The organism is Lentzea kristufekii, from assembly GCF_033949925.1.
GTDB classification, from domain to species: Bacteria; Actinomycetota; Actinomycetes; order Mycobacteriales; family Pseudonocardiaceae; genus Lentzea; species Lentzea kristufekii.
This window is the reverse complement of the sequence record NZ_JAXAVV010000005.1, coordinates 156,518-180,326: the sequence shown is the minus strand read 5'-3', so window position 1 is coordinate 180,326 and position 23,809 is coordinate 156,518. Positions and strand designations below refer to the sequence as shown.

Below are 23,809 nucleotides of genomic sequence, written 5' to 3'. Positions count from 1 at the left end.
TCCTTCTGTCTATCCCCAGGTGACGGGGAGGCTGACGAGTGAGTGGTTGATTTCGCCCTGGTGCCACTTCAAGTCCTCGTAGGGCACCGCGAGCCGGAGGTCCGGGAAACGGCGGGTCAGACCTTCGATGGCGATCGCCATCTCCATGCGCCCCAGCTGCTTGCCGAGGCAGTAGTGCACGCCGTGCCCGAACGCGATGTGCGGGTTCGAGGCGCGGTCGATGTCGAGCTGCTGCGGGTTGTCGAAGACGTCCTCGTCGCGGTTCGCCGAGGACAGCACGAAGAACACCGCGTCACCCTTGGCGATCTTCTGCCCGCCGAGCTCCAGGTCCTCCGCCGCGATGCGGTGGAAACCCGTGGTGTCGGTGGCGAAGAGGTTGACGTGCCGCAGGAGTTCCTCGACGGCCGCGGGGATCAGCGACGGGTCGGCGACGAGCCGCCGCCACGTGTCCGGGTGGTCGTGCAGCAACGCGAGCACCGAGTTGGAGATCTGGTTCGCGGCGGTGTCGAAGCCGGCGCCGATGAGGGTGAACGCGAACGTCACCAGCTCCTGCTCGCTCAGCTTGTCGTCGTTGTCCCGCGCGGAGATCAGGTCGGACAGCATGTCCTGGCCGGGCTTCTCGCGCTTCTGCGCGATCAGGCCCATGACGTACCCGGCGAGCCGCCCGAACGCCCGCATCGGCGCCTCGGGGTCGTTCTCGTCGAACGTCGCGAACGCCCGCGCGTCGGTCTCGAAGATCTTCAGGTCCTCGGTCGGCACGCCGAGCAGATCACCGATGATCGTGAGCGGCAGCGGAACGCAAAGCGCCTCGACGAGGTTGACCGGCGCGCCTTTGAGCTCGATGGCGTCCAGCAGCTCGTCGGCCACCTTCTGCACACCCGCACGCATGGCCTCGACCTTGCGGACGGTGAACGCGCCCATCACCAGCTTGCGCAGCCGGGAGTGCTCCGAGCCGTCCAGCGAGATGATCATCTCGGGTGTGGTGGTCATGGCGCCGCCGACCTGGGGAGCACCTTCGACGCACGTCAACGCGCGGCTCAGCCTGGAGTCGGCGAGCCCGGCGCGGACGTCCTCGTACTTGGTGATCACCCAGGTCGGCGTGCCGGAACCGGTAGGTACCTTGGCCACCGGGCACTCCGCCCGCAGCCGGTCGTACTTGGGATCCGGGCCGCGGTAGGAGGAGCCGGTGAACGGGAACTCCTCGTCCAGTTCAAGGGGCTGCACGCAGAACACCTCCGGGGTAACTTCGGCCTGGCCTCGCGCCGAACAGTGCTACGCACACCTCGAAGGCGGCTCGAAACCTGAATGTCGACCGGGATTTGAGCCCCCGTACCTACCTTCGCGCCATGGACACTGCACTCGTGCCGTTCCGGGTCGAGGTTCCCGACTCCGAACTGGCGGACCTCACCCGGCGGCTGGCAGCGACCAGGTGGCCGGACGCGGAGACCGTGGACGACTGGTCGCAGGGCATGCCGCTGGCCTATGCCAAGGAACTGGCCGAGTACTGGGGAAGCGTCTACGACTGGCGCGCCACCGAGGCACGGTTGAACGCCATCCCCCAGTTCAAGACCGAGATCGACGGTGTCGGCATCCACTTCCTGCACGCGAGGTCGCCGCACCCCGACGCGAAGCCGTTGCTGCTCACGCACGGCTGGCCCGGATCGGTCGCGGAGTTCCTCGACGTCATCGAGCCGCTGACCAACCCGCCGGACCCGGCCGACGCCTTCCACGTCGTCGCGCCCTCGTTGCCCGGCTACGGTTTCAGCGACAAGCCGACCGGAACCGGTTGGACGCTGGAACGCATCGCCCAGTCGTTCGTCACGCTGATGGGCCGCGCCGGCTACGACAGGTTCTACGCGCACGGCAACGACTGGGGCTCGTTCATCACGGGGATCCTCGGCCACATCGCGCCGGACCACGTCGAGGCGATCCACCTCGTCATGCCGTTCGCCTCCGCACCCGAGGCCGAGGTCCAGCTGACGCAGGAGGACTACAAGGGTCTCGGTGCGCTCAAGGAGTTCGCCGCCAAGGAGTCCGCGTACGCGGCGGTGATGAACACCAAGCCGCAGTCGCTGGCGTACGGGCTGACCGACTCCCCCGTCGGCCAGCTGGGCTGGGCCGGCGAGAAGTACTGGTCGTGGAGCGACCACGACGGCGACGCGGAGAAGATCATCTCCCGCGACCGGATCCTCGACATGGTCTCGGTGTGCTGGTTCACCGCCACGGCCGCGTCGTCGGGCCGGTTGTACTGGGAGAGCTACAACAAGTCGCCGCTCACCCAGGTCGACGTGCCGACGGGCTTCTCGGTGTTCCCCGCCGACGCGCGCATGCCCAAGGCGTGGGCCGAACACCGGTTCACCGATCTGCGCTACTGGAAGGAAATGCCGTCCGGCGGCCACTTCCCCGCGCTGGAGAACCCCGTCGTCCTCGTGGAGGAGCTGCGGACGTTCTTCCGCCTGGTGCGCTCATGACGGCCACGCTCAGCAAACCGGGCAGCAAGCTCGGCCTGGTGCTGGCCGTGTGCTGCCTGGCGCAGTTCATGAACGTGCTCGACGCGTCGGTCATGAACGTCGCGCTCCCCTCGATCTTCGAGGAGCTGCACTTCGAGCGGCACGACCTGCAGTGGGTCAACAGCGCGTACACGATCGCGGTGTGCGGCTTCCTGCTGCTGGGCGGCCGGCTCGCCGACCTCTTCGGGCAGCGCCGGGTGTTCCTCTTCGGTGCCGCCCTGTTCACGGTCGCGAGCGCCGTCGGCGGCATGGCAACCTCGCCCGGCACCCTGATCGCGGCCCGCGGGTTCCAGGGCCTGGGCGCGGCCGTGATGGCACCGGCGTCGCTCACGGTCCTCGGCACCACGTTCACCGATCCGACCGCCCGCGCCAAGGCGTTCGGCTGGTGGAGCGCCGTGTCCGGCACGGGCGGAGCGGTCGGCGTGCTGCTCGGCGGCATCGTCACCGAGTCGCTCGGCTGGCGCTGGGTGCTGCTGATCAACGTGCCGCTCGGCATCGCGCTGGTCTCCATGATCCGCGGGGCCGTGCCGGAGACGCCGAGCAACGGCGGCCGCAAGAGTCTCGACGTGCCGGGCGCGATCACCGTGACGATCGGCCTGATGGCACTGGTCTACGGCATCGCGCAGTCGCACGAGCTCGGCTGGGGTTCCTGGCAGGTCGCCGGTTCGCTGACGCTGGCGCTGATCCTGTTCGCGATCTTCCTGCGCCAGCAGACGGTGTCCGACCACCCGCTGATGCCGCTCGGCATCTTCCGCAACCGGGCGGTGACGGCGACGAACATCGTGGCGTTCTTCGCGATCGCGGCCCTGTTCAGCACCTTCTACTTCCTGACCCTGGTGCTGCAGCAGGTGATGGGCTTCAGCGCGCTCGCCACCGGCGTCGGCTACCTGCCGTTGTCGATCGGCATCGCGCTGGGCGGGTTCGGCGTGGCGCGGATCGTCCCGAAGATCGGCCCGCGGCCGGTGCTGATCGGCGGCCTGCTCACGGCGACCGTCGGGCTGCTGTGGGTGTCCACAGCGGACGAGACCTCGACGTTCCTGGGCTCGATCCTCGTCCCGACCACGTTGCTGGGACTGGGAATGGGTGCGGTCCTCAACGCGACCACGAACGCCGCCACGTCCGGTGTGCCGCGTGAGCAGGCGGGTCTCGCGTCCGGTCTGCTCAACACGATCCGCCAGATGGGCAGCGCGATCGGGCTGGTCGTCCTCGCGACGATGTCGTCGGCCCGTGCGGACTCGTTGCTGGCTCAGGGCGAACCGCTGCGGCACTCGCTCGGTTCCGGTTACGGGCTCGCGTTGCTCGGCGCCGCCGCCTTCACGTTCTGCGGCGCGCTGGCAGCACTCGCCGTGCCCCGCAAGAAGTAGTCCGCACAGCAGAAGGCCCCCGGTCGTCCCGGGGGCCTTCTGCGTTTCAGAAACCCTTGCCGTGCAGGTCGACCGGCAGCGCGACGAGCCGGTGGTTCATGTCCGCCTTCTGCCACTCCAGTTCCTCCTCGGCGACGGCGAGCCGTGCCGCCGGGAAACGCCGGGTCAGTTCCTCGAACGCCGTGGTCAGCTCGATGCGCGCGAGCGGGGCACCGAGGCACCGGTGGATTCCGTACCCGAACGCGAGGTGCGCGTTGTCGGTCCGCGTGAAGTCGAGGGCGTCGGGGTCGGTGAACAGCGTCTCGTCCCTGTTCGCCGAGTTCGTCGACACGAACACCGCGTCCCCCTTGGGGATCGTGACCCCGAACAGCGTCACGTCCTCCGTCGCGATCCGCGGCAGGCCGGTCGTGTCGTTGGTGGACAACGTGATCCAGCGCAGCAGTTCCTCGACCGCCGCCGGCACCTCGTCCGGCCGCTCCCCCAGCCGCACCCAGACGTCGCGGTGGTGCCCCAGCAGCGTCAGGACCGAGCTGGCCAGGTGGCAGGCCGTGGAGTCGCCGCCGGCGCCCAGCAACGTGTATCCGAGGCCGATGAGTTCGCCGACCTCCAGCTTGTCGTCACCGATCCGGGCCTCGGTCAGCGCCGACAGCACGTCGTCGCCGGGCGCGGCCATCTTCCCGAACACCAGCCCGGCCATGAACTCGCCGAGCTGCTCGCCCGCCGCGGCCGCCAGTTCCGGCGCGTCGACGGCGGCGAACTCGCGGATCAGCCGTGCGAACGTGTCGCGGTCGCCGGCGGGCACACCCAACAGGTCGCTGATCGCGATGACGGCCAGGGGGAACGTGAACTCACCGAGCAGGTCAACCGGCCCTTCGAGGGCGTCGGAGTCCGCTCGGTCCAGCAACTCTGTCACGAGCTGCTGGATTCTCGGTCGCATGGACTCGATGCGGTCGACCGAGAACGCCTGCGAGACGAGATCGCGCAGCCGGGTGTGCGCGGGCGGGTCGAGCGAGATGATCATTCCTGGCGGCGCCTGGAACAGTCCGGGGAAGGTCGGCGCCGTCGGTTCATAAGACGCCGCACGGGAGAACCGGACGTCGTCGAGCACCACGCGGACCGAGTCCTGCGTAGTGGCGATCCAGCAGTGACCGCCGCCGTTCGCGGGCAGGCGCACGACAGGACTCGACGCGCGGAACCCGGCGAACTCCGGCGCCGGACCGCGGTAGCTGGATCCGGGAACGGGAAAGGAAACCACCGTGCGCTCCTCGCGACTCTGGGGATTGTTTCCGCAGGTTAGGAGCCTTGACCTGAAGCCCGATCTAGTGCCGTTCGAGTGACCGGGTGAACGCTGAGCGTGATCGGCCATCCAGGCGAACCACCCAGTACGGGAGATTCACATGACCATCCTCGTCACGGGGGCGCGCGGCAACGTCGGCCGCCGCGTGCTTCAGCGGCTTTACGCGGCGGGTCACAGCCTCCGCGCGTCCGGCCGAAATCCCGCGGAACTCGACGTCCCAGAAGGTGTGGAGACCGTCGCGCTCGACCTCAACGACCCGGAGACGTTCGTCGCGGCCCTCGCCGGTGTCTCCAAGGTGCTGCTCTACGCGGAGCCCGAGGGCATCAACGCGTTCCTGGACGTCGCCGACAAGGCGGGCGTCGAGCACATCGTGCTGCTGTCGTCTGACACGCTCTACCTCGACGACGTGGAGAGCGACCCGCTGGCACATCACCACAAGATCGTGGAGGACGCGCTGATCTCCTCCGGTCTGCCGTACACGATCCTGCGGCCAGGCGCCTTCTGCACCAACGCGTTCCTGTGGAGCCACGCGCTCAAGGCCGGCGACACGATCGACCAGGTCTTCGCCGAGTCGCAGGTCGCGCCGATCCACGAGGACGACATCGCGGACGTCGCCGTGGTCGCGCTGACCGAGAAGACGCTCGAGAACGAGATCTTGCACCTGACCGGTCCCGAGTCGCTGACGTTCCGGCGGGAGCTGGAGATCATCGGAGAGGTTCTCGGTCGTGACATCGTCGTCAACGACCTCACCCGCGAGGAGGGCCACGCCGCGATGAGCCCGTTCGTCGAGGCGGACATCCTGCGTTCGCTGCTGAACCAGTGGGAAACCGGCGTCGGCGTCACTGCCGTCACGAGCGCGACCGCCGAGCGGATCACGGGCAAGCCGGCTCGCACGTTCCGCGAGTGGGCCGAGGAGTACGCGCAGTACCTCGTCGCTTGACAGCTCTGGTGCGGGGGAGGCCAGGGTGCTGGCCTCCCCCACGGGGGTCAGCCGACCCTGGTCATCGTGAACGTGACGGTCGCCGCGTCGAGCAACGTGCCGTCCGCCAGGTAGAACGAGGACGGACCGGAGCTCGTGAAGTCGTCCGGTCCACTTTGGACTGCGTCCTGGTCGAAGTCGACGTAGGCGAAGTAGGCGCCGTTCTCGTCGTAGACCTTCTCGCCGCGGACGCGGATGTGGAAGGTGTTCGTGCCGGTCTTCCACCACTTGCCCTTCGTGGTGGTGTTCTGCTCGTTGGTGATGAAGAACGTGCCATCGGCCTTGAAGACGTGCTTGCTCGGATGGTCCCCATCAGCCCGTGTGTTGACACCGTTCCACTTGCCGACCGGTGAATACCCGGTTCCGGCGGTGGCGGTGGTACTCAGCCCCGCCAACGTGATCAGGATGATCGCCACGACCCCGCCGATCCGCTTGAGCCCTTGCATCCCCTGCTCCAATCCCGCTGTTCGTGCGACAGACGCGGGAACCTTGGGTCAGGGCTCTGCAGAACGACTTCATTTCGGCTCGAACGCCCTGCTTCTGGTCGTGCCCAAGCGGGTTTCAACTTGAATGTCGCATTGTTCCGGTGACTCGTGAGCTCACCGGGAGGACACCGTGACTGAGCAGGAAACACAGCTCTGCGACCTGTTCGCGGACATCCTCGGCGTGCCGGGGATCGATCCCCTGGACAACTTCTTCGACCTGGGTGGTCATTCCCTGCTCGCGTCCAAACTGGTCAAGCAGGTCCACGAGCGCTTCGGCGTCCGGATCAGCCTGCGGAGCTTCTACGAGAACCCGACGGCTGGTGCCGTCGCCAAACACGTAGATCAGGCAGCCTAGTCACAGGGGACCTTCCGATGCGCTGGAACAACTTGTACGTCGCCGGGGTGGGCACATACTTACCGGCTCAGGTGGAGACCGTCGACGAGGCCATCGCCGCCGGGCGTTACACCGAAGAGAAGAAGGCCATGAACGGCTACCGGGAGCTGCGCGTCGCGGCCCCCGGCGAGACCGGTCCGGTGATGGCAGTGAACGCGGGACGGCAGGCGGTCGAGCGTTCCGGGGTGAACCTGCTCGACTTCGGCCTGACCGTGCACGCCTCCCTGTCGCACCAGGGCCTCGACCTGTGGACCCCGGCGAGCTACGTGCAGGCCGGCACGGTCGGCGGCAGCGGTCCGGCGTTCGAGGTCAGGCAGGGCTGCAACGGTTTCATGGCCGGTGTCGACCTCGCGGCCTCGTACCTGGCCTCACACCAGGACTTCTCGGCCGCGCTGGTCACCGCCGGCGACGCGTTCCACCTGCCCTACTTCGACAGGTGGAGCTCCGAAGAGCAGAACGTCAACGGCGACGGCGCGGGTGCGCTGGTGCTGTCGAACAGGTCCGGGTTCGCCCGAATCCGGTCGATCTACTCCCACGCCGACCCGACGCTCGAGCAGATGTCGCGCGGTTACGCGGAGTGGACCACGGCGCCGTTCCACGACGGCCGGACGCTGCAGCTCAGCAGCGGGGTCGAGGATTTCCTGAGAAACCCGGACGTCGACCTCGACGACATGATCGCGCGGATCGGCGGCGGGGTGCGGCACTCGCTCAAGCAGGCCCTGTACGAGGCCGAGATCGAGCTGGCCGACGCGCGGTTCTTCCTGCACCAGCAGCTCGCGGAGACCATCGTGCAGCACGGCATCTGCGGCCTGCTCGGGGTCGACCGCTCCTCGACCACCTACGACTGGGCCAAGAAGTACAGCATGGTCGGCACCGCGGACATCGCGCTGGGCCTCGACCACGTGCTGGCCGAACGCGACCCGAAGCCGGGTGACCTCGTGGTCCTGCAGTCCTCCGGCGCCGGCTACGTCTGGACGGCCGCCGTCCTGGAAATCCTCGAGGTCCCTTCCTGGGTCTGACGTAGTTTTGAGGGGAGCCTTCACAACCTGTCGTGAAGGCTCCCCTCATCTCTTTTCAGAGGTAGAGGGACTTCGAGGCCCAGTCGGGTTCGGGGAGGGCCTTGCGGTCGGTCTTGCCGTTCGAGGTGATCGGCAGCTCGGGCACCACGACGAACCCGGCCGGCACCATGTGCTCCGGCAGGCCCGCACGCAGGTGGGCGCGCAACGACCGCTTGTCGAGCTCCTCGCCCACCGGCACGACCCACGCCACGAGCCTGCGGTCACCACTGGGGTGCGTACGCACGCCGACAGCCGCGGTGCGGACCTGTGGGTGTTCGGTCAGCGCGTTCTCGACCTCGCCCGGTTCGATCCGGAAGCCGCGCAGCTTGAACTGGTCGTCCATCCTGCCGAGGAACTCGACGACGCCGTCGGCACGTTTGCGCGCCTGGTCCCCGGTCCGGTAGTAGCGCTCGCCGTTCCAGCTGCCGCGAACGAACTTCTCCCCGGTCAGATCCGGGCGTTTCCAGTACCCGCGCGCCACCTGGGCTCCACCGACCCACAGCTCGCCGGGTGTACCGGCCTGAACCGGCAAGCCCTGCGGATCGACGATGACGACCTCGACGTTCTGCAACTGCGTGCCGATCGGCACCGTGCCGCCGAGGTCCTCGTTCGCACCGATGCGGTGGCACGTCGCGAACGTCGTGGTCTCGGTCGGCCCGTAGCCGTTGACGATCTGCAGTTCCGGCACGGCCTCGCGCAACGCCCGGATGTGCGGCACGGAGAGCACGTCACCGCCGGCGAGCACGGTGTGCAGGCCCTTGAACGCGTCCACGTCGACGTCGATCTGCCGGTGGAACAACGCCGCGGTCAGCCAGAGGATGCTGATCTCGTTGAAGCGCAACAGGTCGCCGAGCTCCTCGGCCTGCACGACACCGGGCGGGGCGAGCACCAGCCGTGCGCCGTTGAGCAGCGCGCCCCAGATCTCCAGCGTCGCCGCGTCGAACGCGACGGGAGCCAGCTGCAGGAACCGGTCCTCCGTCGTGATGTCGAGAAAATTCGGCTCGGTCACCAGGTTCGTGATGTTGCGGTGCTCGACCATGACCGACTTCGGCTTCCCGGTCGAGCCGGAGGTGTACATCAGGTAGGCGAGATCCGAAGGCGCCACCTCCGGCAGTTCGACGTCCACTTCGGACCCCCGCTGTGGCGGCACCTTGATCGTGATGTGCCCGGCGGCGAACTGGCCGACCACGACGGAGACCTGGGCGTCCGACAGCATCATCTCGACGCGCGACTCCGGGTCCTCCGGGTCGATCGGCACGTACGCCGCACCCGCCTTAAGTATCCCCAGGAGGGCCACGACGAGCTGTGCGGAGCGTTCGACGCGCACCGCGACCCGGTCCCCCGGGCCCACTCCCGCGGCGCTCAGCTCGCCCGCCAGGGCGCCGGACCACCTGTCGAGCTCGGCATAGGTCACCGAGTTCCCTCCGGCTGTCAACGCCACTGCCTCAGGCGACCTGGCCACCTGGACACCGAACGCCTCGGTCACCGATCTGGACATGTTCGGCTCCTCCCTTTTCGTAAAAGGGTCGGTAAACCTCCTCGTGTCACCCTCGACTGCGGGCGCAACCCGCTCTGCGGCCGAGTTCGAGCCGTCCTGCGCAGACTCAGCGCGTCCCTTGCCCCGCCATGCCCCAACGGAGGCGTAATCCCATGTCAGTTGCCAAGAAGGCGCTCACCGCAGCGGCCGCCGTGGCCCTCGCCGCACCCATCGCCATCGCCGCTTCGAGCACCGCGGGCGCGAAGTCCGAGGCCGCGATCATCGGCAAGTGGGACGTCGTGGTGAGCGTCCACGTCACGGAGCCGCCGGTGGAGATGCCGCAGACGTGCGACTTCACCGCGGACCACAAGATCTACTGCATCACCAAGCCCGGCCAGGAACCGTTGGAGGGCAACGGCATCTGGCAGCTGGACCGCAGCGGCGTGTTCAGCTTCTGGGTCACCCACCCCGACCCCAACGGTGAGATCAACGCGACCCACCTCGGCAGGATCGAGCGGAACAGGTTCACCACCAAGGCCACCGCGTACATCTACGCGCCCACCGGCGCCGCGATCATCGGCCCGGTGACGGTCGGCTCCAAGGCCAAGCGCATCTGAACGTTCCCGGAAAGGCCCCTTGCGCACAGCGAGGGGCCTTCTTGCGTGCCGGGGAAAAGCACCGAGGCCCCAGGCGGATCGCCTGGGGCCTCGGGTTTCCAGCAGAGGAGGACTACGCCTTGGCGGTGTCCTCAGCGCCCTCTTCCGCACCTTCCTCGGCGGGTGCGCCCCACTCCTCCTGCTTCAGCCAGCGAGGCAGGAAGGAAGCCAGCAGCAGCGCCAGAGCGGCGAAGCCGAAACCCACGTACAGGGTGGTGCGGAATGCGTCCGTGAAGGACTGGCCGGCTGCCTGGTGCGTGAACTTGTCGGCAATGGCCTTGGACTGCGGGTCGGCCTGCACCGCCGCACACGCCGCGGCCCCGGTCTCCGGGGTGCCCGCGAACGTGCTCGTGGCACAGGTCTGGAAGGCACTCGCGAGCTCGCCGGCCTTGGCGTCGGAGACACCGGCGGCCTCCAGCTCCTGGCGGACCTGCGGGGTCAGCGACTCCGCGTTGACCGCGCCGTTGGAGGCCAGCGGCGCGAAGAACGCCAGCGTGACGAGCGAGATACCGATCGCGAAACCGAGCTGCTGCTTGGTGTTGATCAGGCCCGACGCCGCACCCGCGTCCTCGTGCGGCACCTCCTGCAGTGCGAACAGCGCGATCGGGGTGGCCGTCATGCCGAAGCCGAGGCCGATCAGCAGCAGCCCGGGCACGAGGCCCCAGCTGGTGATCTCGGGGCTGATCGAGAGCAGCAGCACCGCGACACCGGCGGCGATCACGACGGCACCGACCTGCAGGACGGCGCGGCCGAACTTCGGCACCAATGCGATGACCGAGGCCGACGCGGTGATGAAGGCACCGATGCAGAACGCCAGCAGCGTGACACCGGTCCGCAGCGGCGAGAAGCCCAGACCCTCCTGCAGGAACAGGTAGAGGGCCAGCATGAACATGCCGGTGAAGGTGAACATGCCCAGCATCAGCGCGAGGGCCGCGGAGAAGCTGCGGGACTTGAACAGGCTCAGCGGAACCAGCGGCATGCCGTCCTTGCGCTGCTTGGCGCGCTCGTAGGCGATGAAGCCGATGAAGCCGACGACCGAGGCCGCCATCAACACGAAGCCCCACGCCGGCCAGTGCAGCTCGCGGCCGAAGGTGAGCGGGAACAGCAGAGCGGTGAGGCTGAAGGTCGCGAGGACGACGCCGATCAGGTCGAGACGGATCTTGTACGGCGCCTTGGACTCGTTGATGTACTTCCAGCCCAGCGCGTAACCGATCAGACCGATCGGGACGTTGACCAGGAAGATCGTCCGCCAGTCCCATCCGAAGATGTTCCAGGCGACGAGCACGCCACCGACGAGCGGTGCGATCGTGGCGGCGAGACCACCGATGGTGCCCTGGATCGCGAAGACCGCGCCCTTCTCCTTGTCGGGGAAGGTGACGTGGATGATCGACATGACCTGCGGGACCATCAGGCCGGCCGCAAGACCCTGAGCCAGACGGGAGATCACGAGCATCTCGGGGTTGACCGCGATGCCGCACAGGAACGACGTGACGACGAAGCCGAGCACGCCGAGCTGGAACATCTTGCGACGCCCGTAGATGTCGCCGAGACGGCCACCGGTGATCAGCGTGAGCGCGAACGCGAACACGTAACCGGCGGTGATCCACTGCAGCTGCACGAAGCTCGCGCCCATGCCGTGCTGGATCGCGGGCAGTGCGACGTTGACGATGCTGCCGTCCAGCATGTCCATGAACGTCGCGACGGTCATGATGATGAACGCGATCCAGCGACGCGGATCGGCCGCCGGCGCGTCAACGACCGGAGCCGCCTGCGCGCCGGCAGTCGCCGACGGCGACTCCAGGTCGTGGTTGGTGTTGGTGGAGGTCACGATTTCTCCTCAGAGGACTTGATTTCGCTGCGCACGACAGGCGATGGCCCAGGACTACTCGTTGTGGCGAAATGCCGTTCGAGTTGAACGAGGTCCCACCTCCTGCCTGAAAACGACTGCCGGTCGATGACCTTCAGGGTGGTCCCCTCCGCTTGAGTCCCGGTCAGGTCGCGGCGGAGCGTTTCGGGCGCATGCCGAAGGCCCTGGTGCCGGGGAGGTGGGCACCAGGGCCTTTCGCTTCCGGTCAGCCGTACAGCGACGCCGGATAGGTGCGCACGGACGCGGTCTCGTACCGCAGCGCGACGTGGCTGGAGCAGCTCACCACGTCACGCCAGAACCGTTGCAGCGCACCGCCTTCCGCGAGTCCGCTGGTGCCGGCGGCCCGCACCAGGCCGCCGACCGCGTCGACCAGGACCTCGGCCGCGTAGGCGACGTTGCGCTCGTTGCGCGCCATCGCGGCCGGGGTGAACTCGCGGTCGTCGAGCACCTTGGCGTTCTGCTGCACGAGCAGCTTCGCCGACTCGACCTGGCCCGACGCGCGGACCAGGTCGACCGCGGACGTCACGGACTGCTTCTTCCCCGACAGCACCGCGGCGCACGCGTCAAGTGCCCCCATCGCCGCTCCCACGGCCGGAGCGGCGAACGTGAGGCCGCCGACCGCCTGGAACGGGACGTTGTGGCTCGGCACCGGCGACCAGCTGGTGCCGGTGATGAGATCCGCCCGGCCGAACGAGAGGTGCGAGGGCACGAAGACGTCGTCCACCACGACGGAATGGCTGCTGGTGGCCTTCATCCCGACGCTGTCCCACGTTTCGAGGACGGTGAAGTCCTTGCGCGGCAACGCGAAGAACCGGCCCTCGTCGCCGACCATGCCGCACAGCAACGCCCAGTCGGCGAAGTCCACGCCGCTGACGTAGATCCACCGGCCGCTGAGCCGGTGCCCGCCGTCCACCGCGGTGCCCTTGCCCATGGGCGGCTGGCCGGTCACGACGAACGTGTCGGGGCCGGACGCCCAGATCTCGTCGTGGCCCTGTTCGGGCAGCAGGCCCGCGAACCTCGACGAGAACGCCGACAGCGACGCGCACCACGCCGCGGCAGAACAGCCCTGGCCCACGCTGAGGACGGCCTCGGTCAGTTCCGCGAACGTCCCTTCCGAACCACCTCGTTCGGCTGCGACGAAGTGCCGCGCGAACCCGGCTTCGCGCAGTGCCTCCACGACCTCGGGAGCCAGCCTGCGGGTGGCGTCGGCCTCGGCCGCGTGTTCCGCGGCGATCAGCTTCACCTTCTCCGCGGCTGCGGCCAGCCCGGTGTATTGAGCAGTCACCTCGTCACCTCCTGATGAGCTTCACGCAGCCTGAACAGGCAGGTCGCGGTGAATCGTGCGGGACTTGGTGTAGAGCTTCCCGTCGATGCGCACGAGCACGTCCTCGATGGAGAAGGTCGGCTCGAAGCTGACCACGCCCTCGGCGGTAGTGCGGGTGACGAGCGACGCGTAGCTGACGTTCAGGGTGTTCTCGTCGACCTCTTCGATCAGGTAGTGGTCGTTCCAGTGCCGCACGGCGACGCCCTTGTAACGGGGCAACGCGGCGCTGGCGCCGGCGATCAGGGCCGCCCGGCCCTCGACCTTCTCGCTCCGGTGGGCGTGGTCGGTGACCCCGTCCTCGGTGAACGTCTGGGCGTAGCCCTCCACGTCCAGCGCGTCGAGCAGCCGCATCTGCTGGGCGTAGAACGTCTGGACCTCGATGTGGACCGCAACATTGACTGGGGACACGACAACTCCTCGGTCTGCCGGTTTCGCTACCCGGGAATATGGGTGCGGGCGCTGGACATCCGGTCGAGCCGTCCTGGTTCGACCCCGGTTCCAGGTGGCGTCGAGACGAACCGGGCACGGTCTGAGGCGACATCAACCCTTTTATTCGCGAGGAGGGCCACATGGCCTCAACTCCCGATGTCGCCAAGTCGGTGACGGTCGAGGCGACGATCGAGCAGGCGTTCGCGATCTTCGCGTCGAAGCCGATCGAGTGGTGGCCGGAGTCGCACGTGTTCGTGAAGGACCGGCAGGCCATCACGATCGAACCGTTCGTCGGCGGGCGCTACTTCGAGCGCGGTGCGGACGGCGAGGAGATCGCCTGGGGCACCATCACCGAGTGGGACCCGCCGAAGCGCCTCGTGATGACGTGGCGGGTCGGCCCCTACTGGCAGCCGATCTTCGACGACGAGAAGGCCTCGTTCATCAAGGTGGACTTCGAGGTCGTCGGCCCGACGACGACGAAGGTCACGCTGACCCACGCCGACCTGCACCGCCACGGCGACATCGCCGAGGGCATCCACAAGGCGCTGGACGGTCCTTCGCCCGGCGAGACGCTGGAGACGTACGCCCGCGTCATCGAGAAGCACATCCCGAAGGCTGCCTGAGCAACCCCGGAAGTTCCTCAGGCACAAAAGAGAAACGGCCGCCCCAAGCCTCCGGGGCGGCCGTTTCTTCGTGCGTTCTAGGCGCCGAGTTCGAGCGCCTCGTCCTGCGTGCGTTCGAGGACGTTCTTGACGTCCACGACGCGGCCGAGCTGCTTGATCAGCTGGACGACGGTGCGCCCCGGCTGCAGGCCGACGACGACGTCGAGGCGGGAGAGGTCACCCCGTTCGACCGGCGCGAGGCTCAGCGACTCGACGTCGACACCCCGGCTGGAGAACAGCACCACGATTCGCGCCAGCGCGCCGGGCTCGTTGCGCAGCAACAGGGAAAGCGAATGTCTGGTCATCACTCTTCCTCGTCGAACAGGGGCCGGATGCCCCGTGCGGCCATGATCTCGTCGTTGCCCGCGCCCGCGGCGACCATCGGCCAGACCTGGGCGTCCTGCCCCACCACGAAGTCGACGACGACGGGCCGGTCGTGGACCGCCATCGCCTCCAGGATGATGCCGTCCACTTCGGACTGGCTCTCGCAGCGCAGCCCGACGCAGCCGAGCGCGTCGGCCAGCTTCACGAAGTCGGGGTGGCGCTGGTGCGTGCCGAGCCGGGTGTTGGAGTACCGGCCCTCGTAGAACAGGGTCTGCCACTGGCGCACCATGCCGAGGTTGCCGTTGTTGATGATCGCGACCTTGATCGGGATGCCCTCGGCGGCGCAGGTCGCGAGTTCCTGGTTGGTCATCTGGAAGCAGCCGTCGCCGTCGATGGCCCACACCGTGCGGTCCGGTGCGCCCGCCTGCGCGCCCATCGCCGCCGGCACCGCGAAGCCCATCGTGCCCGCGCCGCCGGAGTTGATGAACGAGCCGGGGCGTTCGTACTTCACGTACTGCGCCGCCCACATCTGGTGCTGCCCGACACCGGAGGTGTAGATGGCCTCGGGACCGGCGAGCTTGCTGATGCGTTCGATCACGTACTGCGGCGCGAGCATGCCGTCCGCCGGCCAGTCGTAGCCGAGCGGGTAGGTCGTGAGCAGGCCGCCGAGGTAGTTCCACCAGTCCGTGAGATCGGTTTTCCGCGTTATCACCGCTGAGAGCGCGGCCATGACGTCGCGGCAGTCGCCGACGATGCCGACGTCCGCCTTGCGGTTCTTGGAGATCTCGGCGGGATCGATGTCGGCGTGGACCACCGCAGCGTGCGGGGCGAACTCCGGCAGCAGACCGGTGACCCGGTCGTCGAACCGGGTCCCGAGCGCGATCAGCAGGTCGGCCCGCTGCAGTGCGGCCACGGCGGGCACCGTGCCGTGCATGCCGGGCATCCCCAGGTGCAGCGGGTGCGAGTCGGGGAACGCACCTCGGGCCATGAGCGTGGTGACGACCGGGATCCCGGTCTTCTCCGCCAGTTTCCGGAGCTCCTGCGCCGCACCGCTGCGGATCACACCGCCACCCACGTAGAACACCGGCCGCTTCGACGAACCGATGAGCTGGGCGGCGTTGCGGATCTGCACCGGCGAGAGCACAGGGCGCGACGGCGTCGTGAGCTTCGGCGGTGTGTAGGTCGTGGCGGTGGCCAGCACGTCCTTGGGCAGGTCCACCAGCACCGGGCCCGGCCGCCCCGTGGACGCGAGCGTGAACGCCTCGGCGATCACCCGCGGAATGTCGGCCGGGTCGTGCACCTGGAAGCTGTGCTTGGTGATCGGCAGCGTGATGCTGCGGATGTCCGCCTCCTGGAAGGCGTCCGTCCCGATCATCGACCTGGCGACCTGGCCGGTGATCGCCACGATCGGCACCGAGTCCATGTAGGCGTCCGCGAGCGGCGTCACCAGGTTGGTCGCCCCCGGCCCCGATGTCGCCATGCAGACGCCCACTCGTCCGGTCGCCTGCGCGTACCCCTGGGCGGCGTGCCCGGCGCCCTGTTCGTGGCGCACCAGCACGTGCCGGATCTTCGAGTCGTACAGCGGGTCGTACGCGGGCAGGATCGCCCCGCCCGGCATCCCGAAGATCACTTCGCAGCCGACGTCCTCGAGCGCCTTGATCAACGCACCTGCACCGGTGGTATCCACGGTTGCTCCCGAACGGATCTCAGCCCGCGAGCTGGCGCTCCAGCTGGCGAGGCGACAACGGCTTGTCGAGCGACGGCTCGGAGCTCAGGATCGCCCGCTGCAACTGACGCAGCCTTTCGGACGGCTCAAGCCCCAGCTCCTCGATCAGCGTGTCGCGCAGCGACTGGTAGGCCTCCAGCGACTTCCACTGCCGTCCCGCCCGGTAGAGCGCGAGCATGTACTGCGCACAGAGGTTCTCGTGCATCGGGTGCTGCGCGGTGAGCACCGACAGTTCGGACAGCAGCGACTGGTGCTTGCCCAGCTGCAGGTCGGCCTCGATGCGGGTCTCCAGCACGCCGAGGCGGCTTTCCTGCAACCGGGTGACCTCCATGCCGAGCCGGACGCCGATCTGCACGTCCACGAGCACCGGTCCGCGCCACACCTCGGCGGCGCTGCGCAGCAACCTGCTGGCGGACTCCAGGTCGCCGATCTCGAACGCGCGCTGACCGGCACTCGCGAGCCGCTCGTAGCTGCGGACGTCGACGCTCTCCGGCGGAACGTCCAGCATGTAGCCGCCGTACCGGGTCACCAGAACGTTCTTCGCGACACCGGGACCCTCGCCCGGCATGGCCGCCTCGATGCGCCGGCGGACCTGCAGCACGTACGTCTGCAAAGTCGTGAGTGCGCTGCGTGGCGGTGTCATTCCCCAAAGCTCTTCGATCAACGTCGGAACCGTGACGACGTGTCCTGCCTGCAGTCCGAGCAGCGAGAGCACCTGCCTGGGCTTCACCGCGCTCGGCGCGATCGAAACGCCGTTCTCCCGTGCCTCCAGCGGTCCAAGAACCTTGATCTCCATTGGAGCCTCCCCTGCTCAGCGGCGGTCGACTTGGTCGTGCCACCAAGTTCACCTGAGCGGGGCTATCGAACGCCACGTATGCGGCCACGACTCTCGGATGGCGAACTACTGCGCCCGGCGTGAGATATTCATATACTCGGACGAACCCAAACCGTCCCGCCCGGTAATCGTTCGAACACAAGCCGTGACGGCTACCGATAAATACTCGTCCATTGGCGTGACATTGAGCGGCGAGTCAATGCGACTTCGCATTCTGAACCGATTCAGTTGCCGTCCCGAACTGCCTTCGCATGTCTAGTATTCGGCCTTGGGCGCGCGCCGTGCGAGGTCTTTGACCGGCGTTGACTCTCAGACTTTGCTCTGGAGCAGTTGCTCTTGGGGGGGCACGTGAATGCTTCGCCTGCGATACCGAGATACCGCGCGATCATCGTCGCGGTCTTCGTCGCGGTGTGCCTGACCGACCTGACCCGCGCGCTACTCGTCACGGGTGAAGTCACCGAATTGGCGGTGTCGGTCATTGATTTAGTGGTACTTGTCCTGCTGCAAGTGTCGTATTTCCGGCATCTGAGCACACTGCGCCGGCACCTCGCACTGGGCGCCCAAGCGGTACTGCTGGTCCTGCCCTTCGTCCTCTTCGGCCATTCCTGGGCGGGTGTCGCGGGCCTGGTCGCCGGCAACGCCCTGCTGGTCCTGCGCCCGGTTTTCGGCTGGTCGGTGTTCGTCCTGACCGTGGTCGCCACAGGCCTCGCCCAGGCCGTCCACGGCGAGGCGATGGTGGCCACCGCGGCCACCGCCCTGCTCCTCGCGGGCCTGGCCACGGGCTTCGCGACCCACCGCGACTGGCCCGCCGCCCCCGAGCCCCGGCCGAGCGCCCCTCCGGCCGCTCAGGAGACCGCCGCCACCCCGGACACCGCGGTCACCACCACCGCCGCGGTGACCGCCGAACGCGTCCGCGTGGCCCGCGACCTGCACGACCTGCTCGGCTACAGCCTCAGCGCGATCAAGCTGAAGAGCGAACTGGCCCACCGGATCGTCGCCGACCGCCCGGACCACGTCTGGGAGTTCATGCAGGAGCACATCACCGACATCCTGGACATCACCCACCACGCCCTGGCCGACGTGCGCTCCATCGCCCGCGCCTACCGCCCGCTGTCCCTGGCGGACACCTCGGACTCGGCCAAGGCGATGCTGGCGGCGTCGAACATCGACGTCCGCGTCGAACTGGCGCACGACCCGCTCCCGGAGCCGGTCGAGACCGTCCTGGCCGCCGTCCTGTGCGAGGCCGTCACGAACGTCCTGCGCCACAGCGACGCCAGCACCTGCACCATCGGCGTGCACCAGCGAGGCGCCACGATCCTGCTCGACGTCATCAACGACGGCGCCGCCGACCGCCCTGCCTCAGCCGACTGCAACGGCGTCCGCAACCAGGCCGAACGCGTCCGGGCGGCCGGCGGCACGTTCACGGCCCGCCACATCGGCGACGGCTCGTTCCACGTGCACGCCGCCATCCCGGCCGCCGCCCCGAAGCCCTAGCTTCCGAGCCCTCCGCCGCCGTTCACCCCGAAGACGATCTTCACGCAAGGCTCTGACCTGGCCCCTAGCAATGACTCTTTGGACTTCGTCGGCAAAAGAGTCGTTGCAAGGGCCAGGTGAAGATCAGCACGGGCCGCCGGAGAGAGGTCAGAACCAGCCGGACTTGCGGGCGATGCGGACCGCGTCGACCCGGTTGCGGGCGTCGAGCTTGGCCGTCGCCGCCGTCAGGTAGTTGCGGACCGTGCCGACCGACAGGAACAGCGTCGTGGCGATTTCCATGGCGTCCGCGCCGTCCGAGGCGAGCCTCAGCACTTCCAGTTCGCGGGGCGTCAGCGGGCACTCGTCGGTGTCCCACGCGGAAAGCGCGAGCTGCGAGTCGATCACGCGCCGACCAATTGAGACGCCGCGAATGGCGTCAGCGAGTTCTCCAACCGGAGCATCCTTGAGGATGAACCCGTTGACGCGTGCGTTGAGCGCGCGGCGCAGAGTGCCCGGCCGGCCGAGGCTCGTGAGAATGAGAGTGCGCGTCTCCGGTGCGGTGTCGTGGATGACGGTGGCGGCGGAAAGGCCGTCCATACCGGGCAGGTCGATGTCGAGCACCGCTACGTCCGGTTTGTTCTTCTCCACTGCGGAGATGATTTCGTCACCCGTGGCCACGGACGCGACGACCTCAATATCCGGTTCGAGATTCAACAAGGCGACCAAAGCACCGCGGACCATTTGCACGTCCTCGGCTAGTAGCACTCTGATCATCCGACCCCCTTGCTTGCCCCCAGGTCACCATTTCGAGTCTTACACTCGGTCACCATGCAGGACAAGCATTGAGTCCGGCTGCGCCGAGCGTTACTCCAAATGCGCTAGGAGCAATTAATAAGGGTAATCGGCGGATGACTTGGGGTCACCACTCGCTCACAGATAGCTCAAGGGCCGAATCGCGAACCGGTACGGCTCGAGCGGTGCCCGAGCACAAAGCGGTACAAGCGATTCGGCCCCTGAAGCGAGTCTCGGAGCGTGCGCGGTGATGGCGACTCAGCGCGTCTCGCCCCACCGCTCCAGCAGTTCCAGTCCACCGTCGACAGTGATCACCTGACCCTGAATCCACGCGGCTTCGTCGGTGCACAGCAACGAAACGGCGTTCGCAATGTCCTGGGGCAGCGTGACGCGACCTGACGGGCTCTTGATCGCGAGCCGGTCCACCAGGTCCGGGTCGATGTTCATGGGGCCGTTGTCGACGACGGTGGTGACGACGGCGTTCACCGCGACCTTGTACCAAGCCATTTCCAGCGCCAGCGTCCGGATCACGCCGTGGACCGGCGTCACCGTGTAGCCGGCGATGACGACGCGGCCGCCGTCGACGAGTGCCTTGGCGAGCGGCTCCACGATGTTGAGCAACGGCGTGAGGTCCGGCGACACGGCGTGGTGGACGAACACGTCCAGCTGGCCGCGCTCTTCCTTGACCCGGTCGAGCAGCAGCCGGACCGAGTGCTCGTCGTGGATGTTGAGCTTGGTGACCGTCACCGAGCCGGGCTTGCCCGCGAGCACGGTCTTCGCGCGCTCCAGGTCGACGTTGTCCTCGTCGGAGGTCGTGAGGATGACGTGGGCGCCGTTGTCGCAGAGCTTGCTCGCGATGGCGAGACCGAGCCCGTGCGTTCCCGACGTGACAACTGCGATCTTGCCGTCGAGGCCCAGGCGCGTGTTGACAGGTTCGATCATGATGCCGACCACCTCTGTTGTCCGCGTGGTGATCGACGTTGCGCCCGGCCGCTAGGGCCCAACTCGACTACTTCTTGCGCAAACCTTCCAAAACACGCAGGATCGCTCCTTCGACCTCGCGGCCGGTGCGCTTCGGATCGGACGAACTCGCGATGGTGCTGGCACCCGCGGACAGCGCCCCGAACAGCAGCCGGGCCATGATCTCGACCGGCGCCTCCTCGATCTCACCGGCGTCCACCAGCAGTTGCACGGCCGTCCGGAGCAGACCGAAGCTGAACTGCTCTTCCGCCTCACGCCAGCGTTCCCAGCCCATCACCACCGGCGCCTCGTGGACGATGATCCGCTGGTACTCCGGCTCCAGGCACTTGCGGACGTACGCGCGCAGGCCTCCCACCGCGGTCTCCCACGGGTCGCCGTCCGCCGTGATCAGCGCGGTCAGCGAGGAGATCGACTGGGTCTCGACCTGGGTGAAGGCCGCCTCGAACAACGCCTGCTTGCCGCTGAAGTGGTGGTAGAGCGCGCCTTTTGTCACGCGGGCGCGTTTGACGACCTCGTCGAGCGAGGTGCCGGCGTAGCCGCGTTTGGTGAACAGGTGCACGGCGCTGTCTACGAGCGCCTGCCTGGTCGACTCCGAGTACTCGGCGCGTCGTGTTCGCACACACGAAACGTATCTCACATACCGCCGGTACGTACCGGTGGTATGGTCGTGTCATACCGACAGTATGCGAGAGACCGGGGGTACGAGACATGGGCTGGGCAGACCACTACCGCCGCCGTGACGCGCTGGACGCCGTCCTGAGCGACGCCCGCCGCGACCCGTCCGCACCGCTGATCGTGGATCCGGACGTCTTCGGCTCACTGCACGAACTGCTGCTGGCGCTCGACCACCGCTGGCAGAACAAGCTGACCGCACGCATGGAGAGCGCCAGGCTCGACGGCCACGTGGACGAGGACCGCGTCGCCGCCGAACTCGCCGCCGAGGAGCCGGTGTTGCGAGCAGTACTGGACGCACACCTTTCGCTCGGCAGTTACCGGACGGTAGGAATGACTCCATGAGTCGTTGGACCGAAGCCGACATCCCCGACCAGACCGGCCGCACAGTCCTGGTGACCGGTGCGAACTCCGGCCTGGGCCTGCGCACCGCCCAGGTGCTCGCGGCCAAGGGGGCCCACGTGATCATGGGCTGTCGCTCGGTCCAGCGCGGCGAGACCGCGCGCCGCACGGTCGAGGGCTCGGCCGAGGTCCTCGAACTCGACCTCGCCGACCTCTCCTCCGTGCGCGCCGCCGCGGAGCAGGTCGAAGCACTCGACGTCCTCGTCAACAACGCCGGCATCATGGCCGTCCCGAACGGCCGGACCGTCGACGGCTTCGAGCGCCAGTTCGGCACGAACCACCTGGGCCACGCCGCTCTGACGTGGCTGCTGCTGCCCGCGCTGAGGCAACGCCCCGGCGCCCGCGTCGTCACCGTCTCGTCGCTGATGCACCGGGCCGGCCGCATCGACTTCGAGGACCCCAACTGGGATCGGCGCCCGTACAGCCTCCAGGGCTCCTACGGGCAGTCGAAGCTCGCCAACCTCCTGTTCGCACGGGAGCTGGAACGCCGCTCGCCGGACGTGACGTCCATCGCGGCGCACCCCGGCATGACCGCCACCGAGCTCACGAACAACATGGCCGACGCGCACAAGTCCGCGGTCATGAAGATCGGCGGCAAGATCGGCAGCCTGATCTCGCAGTCCGTGGAGATGGGCGCGCTGCCACAGCTCTACGCGGCGACGGCACCCGAGGCACGCGGCGGCGAGTACTACGGCCCGGGCGGGTTCAAGGGCCTGCGCGGCTACCCCGCCGTCGCGCCGATGACCGCCGCGGCCCGCGACGACCTCGCCGCCAACCGACTCTGGGAGCTCACGATCAAGCTGACCGGAATCGCTCCAGATCTTCCGTAGGGGTGTCGGCGCTCTCGCCCTGGAAGGCGCCGACGAGGCCCGGTCGTCACCTCCGGGCCGGGAACATCTTCGGCCCGGCGGGGTTGTTCATGTTCGACGGACCTGCGTCAACAACAGATCGTGAACAACGAGCGCTCCACCGGAAGCCCGGTTTCAGCACTTGGCCTGACCTGGGAGTGCGTGACCCCGGACACTTGAGCGCGCAGCGTAGGGTGAGGACGTGACTGTGGTACCTGAGGGTCGGAAGCTGCTGCGGCTCGAGGTCCGCAACAGCCAGACGCCGATCGAGAAGAAGCCCTCGTGGATCAAGACGCGGGCGAAGATGGGCCCCGAGTACCGAGAGCTCAAGGGCCTGGTCAAACGCGAAGGCCTGCACACGGTCTGCGAAGAGGCCGGTTGTCCCAACATCTACGAGTGCTGGGAAGACCGCGAGGCCACGTTCCTGATCGGCGGCGAGCAGTGCACCAGGCGCTGCGACTTCTGCCAGATCGACACGGGCAAGCCCGCCGACCTCGACCGCGACGAACCCCGCCGCGTCGCCGAGTCGGTCCAGGCGATGGGCCTGCGTTACTCCACGGTCACCGGCGTAGCCCGTGACGACCTGGAGGACGGCGGCGCGTGGCTCTACGCGGAGACCGTTCGCCAGATCCACGAGATGAACCCCGGCACGGGCGTCGAGCTGCTGATTCCGGACTTCAACGCGGTCCCGGAGCAGCTGGCCGAGGTCTTCGAGTCCCGTCCCGAGGTGCTCGCGCACAACCTGGAGACCGTCCCGCGGATCTTCAAGCGCATCCGCCCGGCGTTCCGCTACGAGCGTTCCCTCGAGGTCATCACCAAGGCCCGCGAGTTCGGCCTGGTCACCAAGTCGAACCTGATCCTCGGCATGGGCGAGACCCCCGAGGAGGTCACGGAGGCGCTCGCCGACCTCCACGACGCGGGCTGCGACATCATCACCATCACCCAGTACCTGCGCCCGTCGCCGCGGCACCACCCGGTCGAGCGCTGGGTGAAGCCGGAGGAGTTCGTCCAGCACAAGGAGACGGCCGAGGAGATCGGCTTCCTCGGTGTGATGGCGGGCCCGCTCGTCCGCTCCTCCTACCGCGCCGGCCGCCTCTACGCGCAGGCGAAGCAGAAGCGCGGCGAGGACCTGCCGGAGAACCTCCAGCACCTGCTGACGGTGTCGGCGTCCCAGGAGATCACGAGCCTGCTCGCCCCGCGCTAGGCGGAGTGAACGGCGGAGCAACCGATATATCAGCTGGTCACCCACCTAGG

General features: G+C 67.9%; 24 protein-coding genes. 11 read left to right on the top strand and 13 right to left on the bottom strand.

Annotated elements, in window-relative coordinates:
- Positions 1 to 9: 9 nt before the first annotated feature.
- The gene (locus tag SK571_RS12445; RefSeq protein ID WP_319984197.1) at positions 10 to 1,224 is read right to left on the bottom strand and encodes a cytochrome P450; all 1,215 of its coding nucleotides are present in this window, start codon (positions 1,222 to 1,224) and stop codon (positions 10 to 12) included.
- A 122-nt stretch (positions 1,225 to 1,346) separates the two neighbouring features.
- On the opposite strand from SK571_RS12445, the gene SK571_RS12440 reads away from it, so the two are divergent.
- Positions 1,347 to 2,471: an epoxide hydrolase family protein gene (locus SK571_RS12440; protein ID WP_319984196.1), complete on the top strand. Its 1,125-nt coding sequence runs from the start codon at positions 1,347 to 1,349 to the stop codon at positions 2,469 to 2,471.
- Positions 2,468 to 3,874 (top strand): MFS transporter, encoded by a 1,407-nt coding sequence (locus SK571_RS12435; RefSeq protein ID WP_319984195.1) that lies wholly within the window; start codon positions 2,468 to 2,470, stop codon positions 3,872 to 3,874. The genes SK571_RS12440 and SK571_RS12435 overlap by 4 nt, the downstream gene beginning before the upstream one ends.
- Positions 3,875 to 3,920: 46 nt before the next feature.
- Here SK571_RS12435 and SK571_RS12430 read toward each other — a convergent pair whose 3' ends face one another.
- Positions 3,921 to 5,129 (bottom strand): cytochrome P450, encoded by a 1,209-nt coding sequence (locus SK571_RS12430; protein ID WP_319984194.1) that lies wholly within the window; start codon positions 5,127 to 5,129, stop codon positions 3,921 to 3,923.
- Positions 5,130 to 5,271: 142 nt separating this feature from the next.
- Between SK571_RS12430 and SK571_RS12425 the strand changes: the two genes are divergently transcribed.
- Entirely contained in the window at positions 5,272 to 6,111 is an 840-nt protein-coding gene (locus tag SK571_RS12425; protein ID WP_319984193.1) for an NAD(P)H-binding protein, read from the top strand.
- Positions 6,112 to 6,158: 47 nt separating this feature from the next.
- Here the strand turns inward: SK571_RS12425 and SK571_RS12420 are convergent, their stop codons facing one another.
- Positions 6,159 to 6,596 (bottom strand): hypothetical protein, encoded by a 438-nt coding sequence (locus SK571_RS12420; RefSeq protein ID WP_319984192.1) that lies wholly within the window; start codon positions 6,594 to 6,596, stop codon positions 6,159 to 6,161.
- Positions 6,597 to 6,765: 169 nt separating this feature from the next.
- Here SK571_RS12420 and SK571_RS12415 point away from each other — a divergent pair, with 169 nt between their 5' ends.
- Complete coding sequence (locus SK571_RS12415; RefSeq protein WP_319984191.1) at positions 6,766 to 6,990, top strand: acyl carrier protein; 225 nt, start codon at positions 6,766 to 6,768, stop codon at positions 6,988 to 6,990.
- Between the two features lie 17 nt (positions 6,991 to 7,007).
- Positions 7,008 to 8,048, top strand: a complete 1,041-nt coding sequence (locus SK571_RS12410; RefSeq protein WP_319984190.1) for a ketoacyl-ACP synthase III family protein — start codon at positions 7,008 to 7,010, stop codon at positions 8,046 to 8,048.
- 55 nt (positions 8,049 to 8,103) lie between these two features.
- On the opposite strand, the gene SK571_RS12405 is transcribed toward SK571_RS12410, so the two are convergent.
- The gene (locus SK571_RS12405) at positions 8,104 to 9,585 is read right to left on the bottom strand and encodes an amino acid adenylation domain-containing protein (RefSeq protein ID WP_319984189.1); all 1,482 of its coding nucleotides are present in this window, start codon (positions 9,583 to 9,585) and stop codon (positions 8,104 to 8,106) included.
- A 152-nt stretch (positions 9,586 to 9,737) separates the two neighbouring features.
- Between SK571_RS12405 and SK571_RS12400 the strand changes: the two genes are divergently transcribed.
- Complete coding sequence (locus SK571_RS12400) at positions 9,738 to 10,181, top strand: hypothetical protein (protein ID WP_319984188.1); 444 nt, start codon at positions 9,738 to 9,740, stop codon at positions 10,179 to 10,181.
- A gap of 112 nt (positions 10,182 to 10,293) precedes the next feature.
- Here the strand turns inward: SK571_RS12400 and SK571_RS12395 are convergent, their stop codons facing one another.
- From SK571_RS12395 to SK571_RS12385, 3 genes are all read right to left on the bottom strand, one after another.
- Positions 10,294 to 12,048 carry a DHA2 family efflux MFS transporter permease subunit gene (locus SK571_RS12395; RefSeq protein ID WP_319984187.1) on the bottom strand — a complete coding sequence of 585 codons (1,755 nt, stop codon included), beginning with the start codon at positions 12,046 to 12,048 and terminating at the stop codon, positions 10,294 to 10,296.
- A 244-nt stretch (positions 12,049 to 12,292) separates the two neighbouring features.
- Entirely contained in the window at positions 12,293 to 13,372 is a 1,080-nt protein-coding gene (locus SK571_RS12390; RefSeq protein ID WP_319984186.1) for an acyl-CoA dehydrogenase family protein, read from the bottom strand.
- Positions 13,373 to 13,393: 21 nt separating this feature from the next.
- Positions 13,394 to 13,819: a nuclear transport factor 2 family protein gene (locus tag SK571_RS12385; protein ID WP_036013177.1), complete on the bottom strand. Its 426-nt coding sequence runs from the start codon at positions 13,817 to 13,819 to the stop codon at positions 13,394 to 13,396.
- Positions 13,820 to 13,980: 161 nt separating this feature from the next.
- Here SK571_RS12385 and SK571_RS12380 point away from each other — a divergent pair, with 161 nt between their 5' ends.
- Entirely contained in the window at positions 13,981 to 14,463 is a 483-nt protein-coding gene (locus SK571_RS12380) for an SRPBCC domain-containing protein (RefSeq protein ID WP_051768599.1), read from the top strand.
- 77 nt (positions 14,464 to 14,540) lie between these two features.
- Here the strand turns inward: SK571_RS12380 and ilvN are convergent, their stop codons facing one another.
- From ilvN to SK571_RS12365, 3 genes are read right to left on the bottom strand one after another with little or no spacing between them, the layout of a single operon-like run.
- Entirely contained in the window at positions 14,541 to 14,807 is a 267-nt protein-coding gene (gene ilvN, locus SK571_RS12375; protein ID WP_319984185.1) for an acetolactate synthase small subunit, read from the bottom strand.
- Complete coding sequence (locus SK571_RS12370) at positions 14,807 to 16,513, bottom strand: acetolactate synthase large subunit (protein WP_319984184.1); 1,707 nt, start codon at positions 16,511 to 16,513, stop codon at positions 14,807 to 14,809. The genes ilvN and SK571_RS12370 overlap by 1 nt, the downstream gene beginning before the upstream one ends.
- Before the next feature lie 19 nt (positions 16,514 to 16,532).
- Positions 16,533 to 17,348: an AfsR/SARP family transcriptional regulator gene (locus tag SK571_RS12365; protein WP_030474542.1), complete on the bottom strand. Its 816-nt coding sequence runs from the start codon at positions 17,346 to 17,348 to the stop codon at positions 16,533 to 16,535.
- Between the two features lie 387 nt (positions 17,349 to 17,735).
- On the opposite strand from SK571_RS12365, the gene SK571_RS12360 reads away from it, so the two are divergent.
- Positions 17,736 to 18,881, top strand: a complete 1,146-nt coding sequence (locus SK571_RS12360; protein WP_319984183.1) for a sensor histidine kinase — start codon at positions 17,736 to 17,738, stop codon at positions 18,879 to 18,881.
- Positions 18,882 to 19,028: 147 nt separating this feature from the next.
- On the opposite strand, the gene SK571_RS12355 is transcribed toward SK571_RS12360, so the two are convergent.
- The 3 genes from SK571_RS12355 to SK571_RS12345 form a co-directional block, all read right to left on the bottom strand.
- Complete coding sequence (locus tag SK571_RS12355) at positions 19,029 to 19,634, bottom strand: response regulator transcription factor (RefSeq protein ID WP_030474540.1); 606 nt, start codon at positions 19,632 to 19,634, stop codon at positions 19,029 to 19,031.
- A 276-nt stretch (positions 19,635 to 19,910) separates the two neighbouring features.
- Entirely contained in the window at positions 19,911 to 20,594 is a 684-nt protein-coding gene (locus SK571_RS12350; RefSeq protein WP_319984182.1) for an SDR family NAD(P)-dependent oxidoreductase, read from the bottom strand.
- A 67-nt stretch (positions 20,595 to 20,661) separates the two neighbouring features.
- Complete coding sequence (locus tag SK571_RS12345; protein WP_319984181.1) at positions 20,662 to 21,252, bottom strand: TetR/AcrR family transcriptional regulator; 591 nt, start codon at positions 21,250 to 21,252, stop codon at positions 20,662 to 20,664.
- An 89-nt stretch (positions 21,253 to 21,341) separates the two neighbouring features.
- Between SK571_RS12345 and SK571_RS12340 the strand changes: the two genes are divergently transcribed.
- The 3 genes from SK571_RS12340 (at position 21,342) to lipA (ending at position 23,759) form a co-directional block, all read left to right on the top strand.
- Positions 21,342 to 21,650, top strand: a complete 309-nt coding sequence (locus tag SK571_RS12340) for a hypothetical protein (RefSeq protein ID WP_266043497.1) — start codon at positions 21,342 to 21,344, stop codon at positions 21,648 to 21,650.
- Complete coding sequence (locus tag SK571_RS12335) at positions 21,647 to 22,537, top strand: oxidoreductase (protein ID WP_319984180.1); 891 nt, start codon at positions 21,647 to 21,649, stop codon at positions 22,535 to 22,537. The genes SK571_RS12340 and SK571_RS12335 overlap by 4 nt, the downstream gene beginning before the upstream one ends.
- A gap of 220 nt (positions 22,538 to 22,757) precedes the next feature.
- Positions 22,758 to 23,759: a lipoyl synthase gene (lipA, locus tag SK571_RS12330; protein ID WP_319984179.1), complete on the top strand. Its 1,002-nt coding sequence runs from the start codon at positions 22,758 to 22,760 to the stop codon at positions 23,757 to 23,759.
- Positions 23,760 to 23,809 lie beyond the last annotated feature (50 nt).

Excerpts from the sequence above, each read along its gene's own strand:
- SK571_RS12350 (WP_319984182.1), bottom strand. The coding sequence starts at position 20,594 with ATGATCGAACCTGTCAACACGCGCCTGGGCCTCGACGGCAAGATCGCA.
- SK571_RS12420 (WP_319984192.1), bottom strand. The coding sequence starts at position 6,596 with ATGCAAGGGCTCAAGCGGATCGGCGGGGTCGTGGCGATCATCCTGATC.
- SK571_RS12335 (WP_319984180.1), top strand. The coding sequence starts at position 21,647 with ATGAGTCGTTGGACCGAAGCCGACATCCCCGACCAGACCGGCCGCACA.
- SK571_RS12425 (WP_319984193.1), top strand. The coding sequence starts at position 5,272 with ATGACCATCCTCGTCACGGGGGCGCGCGGCAACGTCGGCCGCCGCGTG.
- SK571_RS12405 (WP_319984189.1), bottom strand. The coding sequence starts at position 9,585 with ATGTCCAGATCGGTGACCGAGGCGTTCGGTGTCCAGGTGGCCAGGTCG.
- SK571_RS12400 (WP_319984188.1), top strand. The coding sequence starts at position 9,738 with ATGTCAGTTGCCAAGAAGGCGCTCACCGCAGCGGCCGCCGTGGCCCTC.
- ilvN (WP_319984185.1), bottom strand. The coding sequence starts at position 14,807 with ATGACCAGACATTCGCTTTCCCTGTTGCTGCGCAACGAGCCCGGCGCG.
- SK571_RS12355 (WP_030474540.1), bottom strand. The coding sequence starts at position 19,634 with ATGATCAGAGTGCTACTAGCCGAGGACGTGCAAATGGTCCGCGGTGCT.
- SK571_RS12440 (WP_319984196.1), top strand. The coding sequence starts at position 1,347 with ATGGACACTGCACTCGTGCCGTTCCGGGTCGAGGTTCCCGACTCCGAA.
- SK571_RS12380 (WP_051768599.1), top strand. The coding sequence starts at position 13,981 with ATGGCCTCAACTCCCGATGTCGCCAAGTCGGTGACGGTCGAGGCGACG.
- SK571_RS12410 (WP_319984190.1), top strand. The coding sequence starts at position 7,008 with ATGCGCTGGAACAACTTGTACGTCGCCGGGGTGGGCACATACTTACCG.
- SK571_RS12340 (WP_266043497.1), top strand. The coding sequence starts at position 21,342 with ATGGGCTGGGCAGACCACTACCGCCGCCGTGACGCGCTGGACGCCGTC.
- SK571_RS12435 (WP_319984195.1), top strand. The coding sequence starts at position 2,468 with ATGACGGCCACGCTCAGCAAACCGGGCAGCAAGCTCGGCCTGGTGCTG.
- SK571_RS12365 (WP_030474542.1), bottom strand. The coding sequence starts at position 17,348 with ATGGAGATCAAGGTTCTTGGACCGCTGGAGGCACGGGAGAACGGCGTT.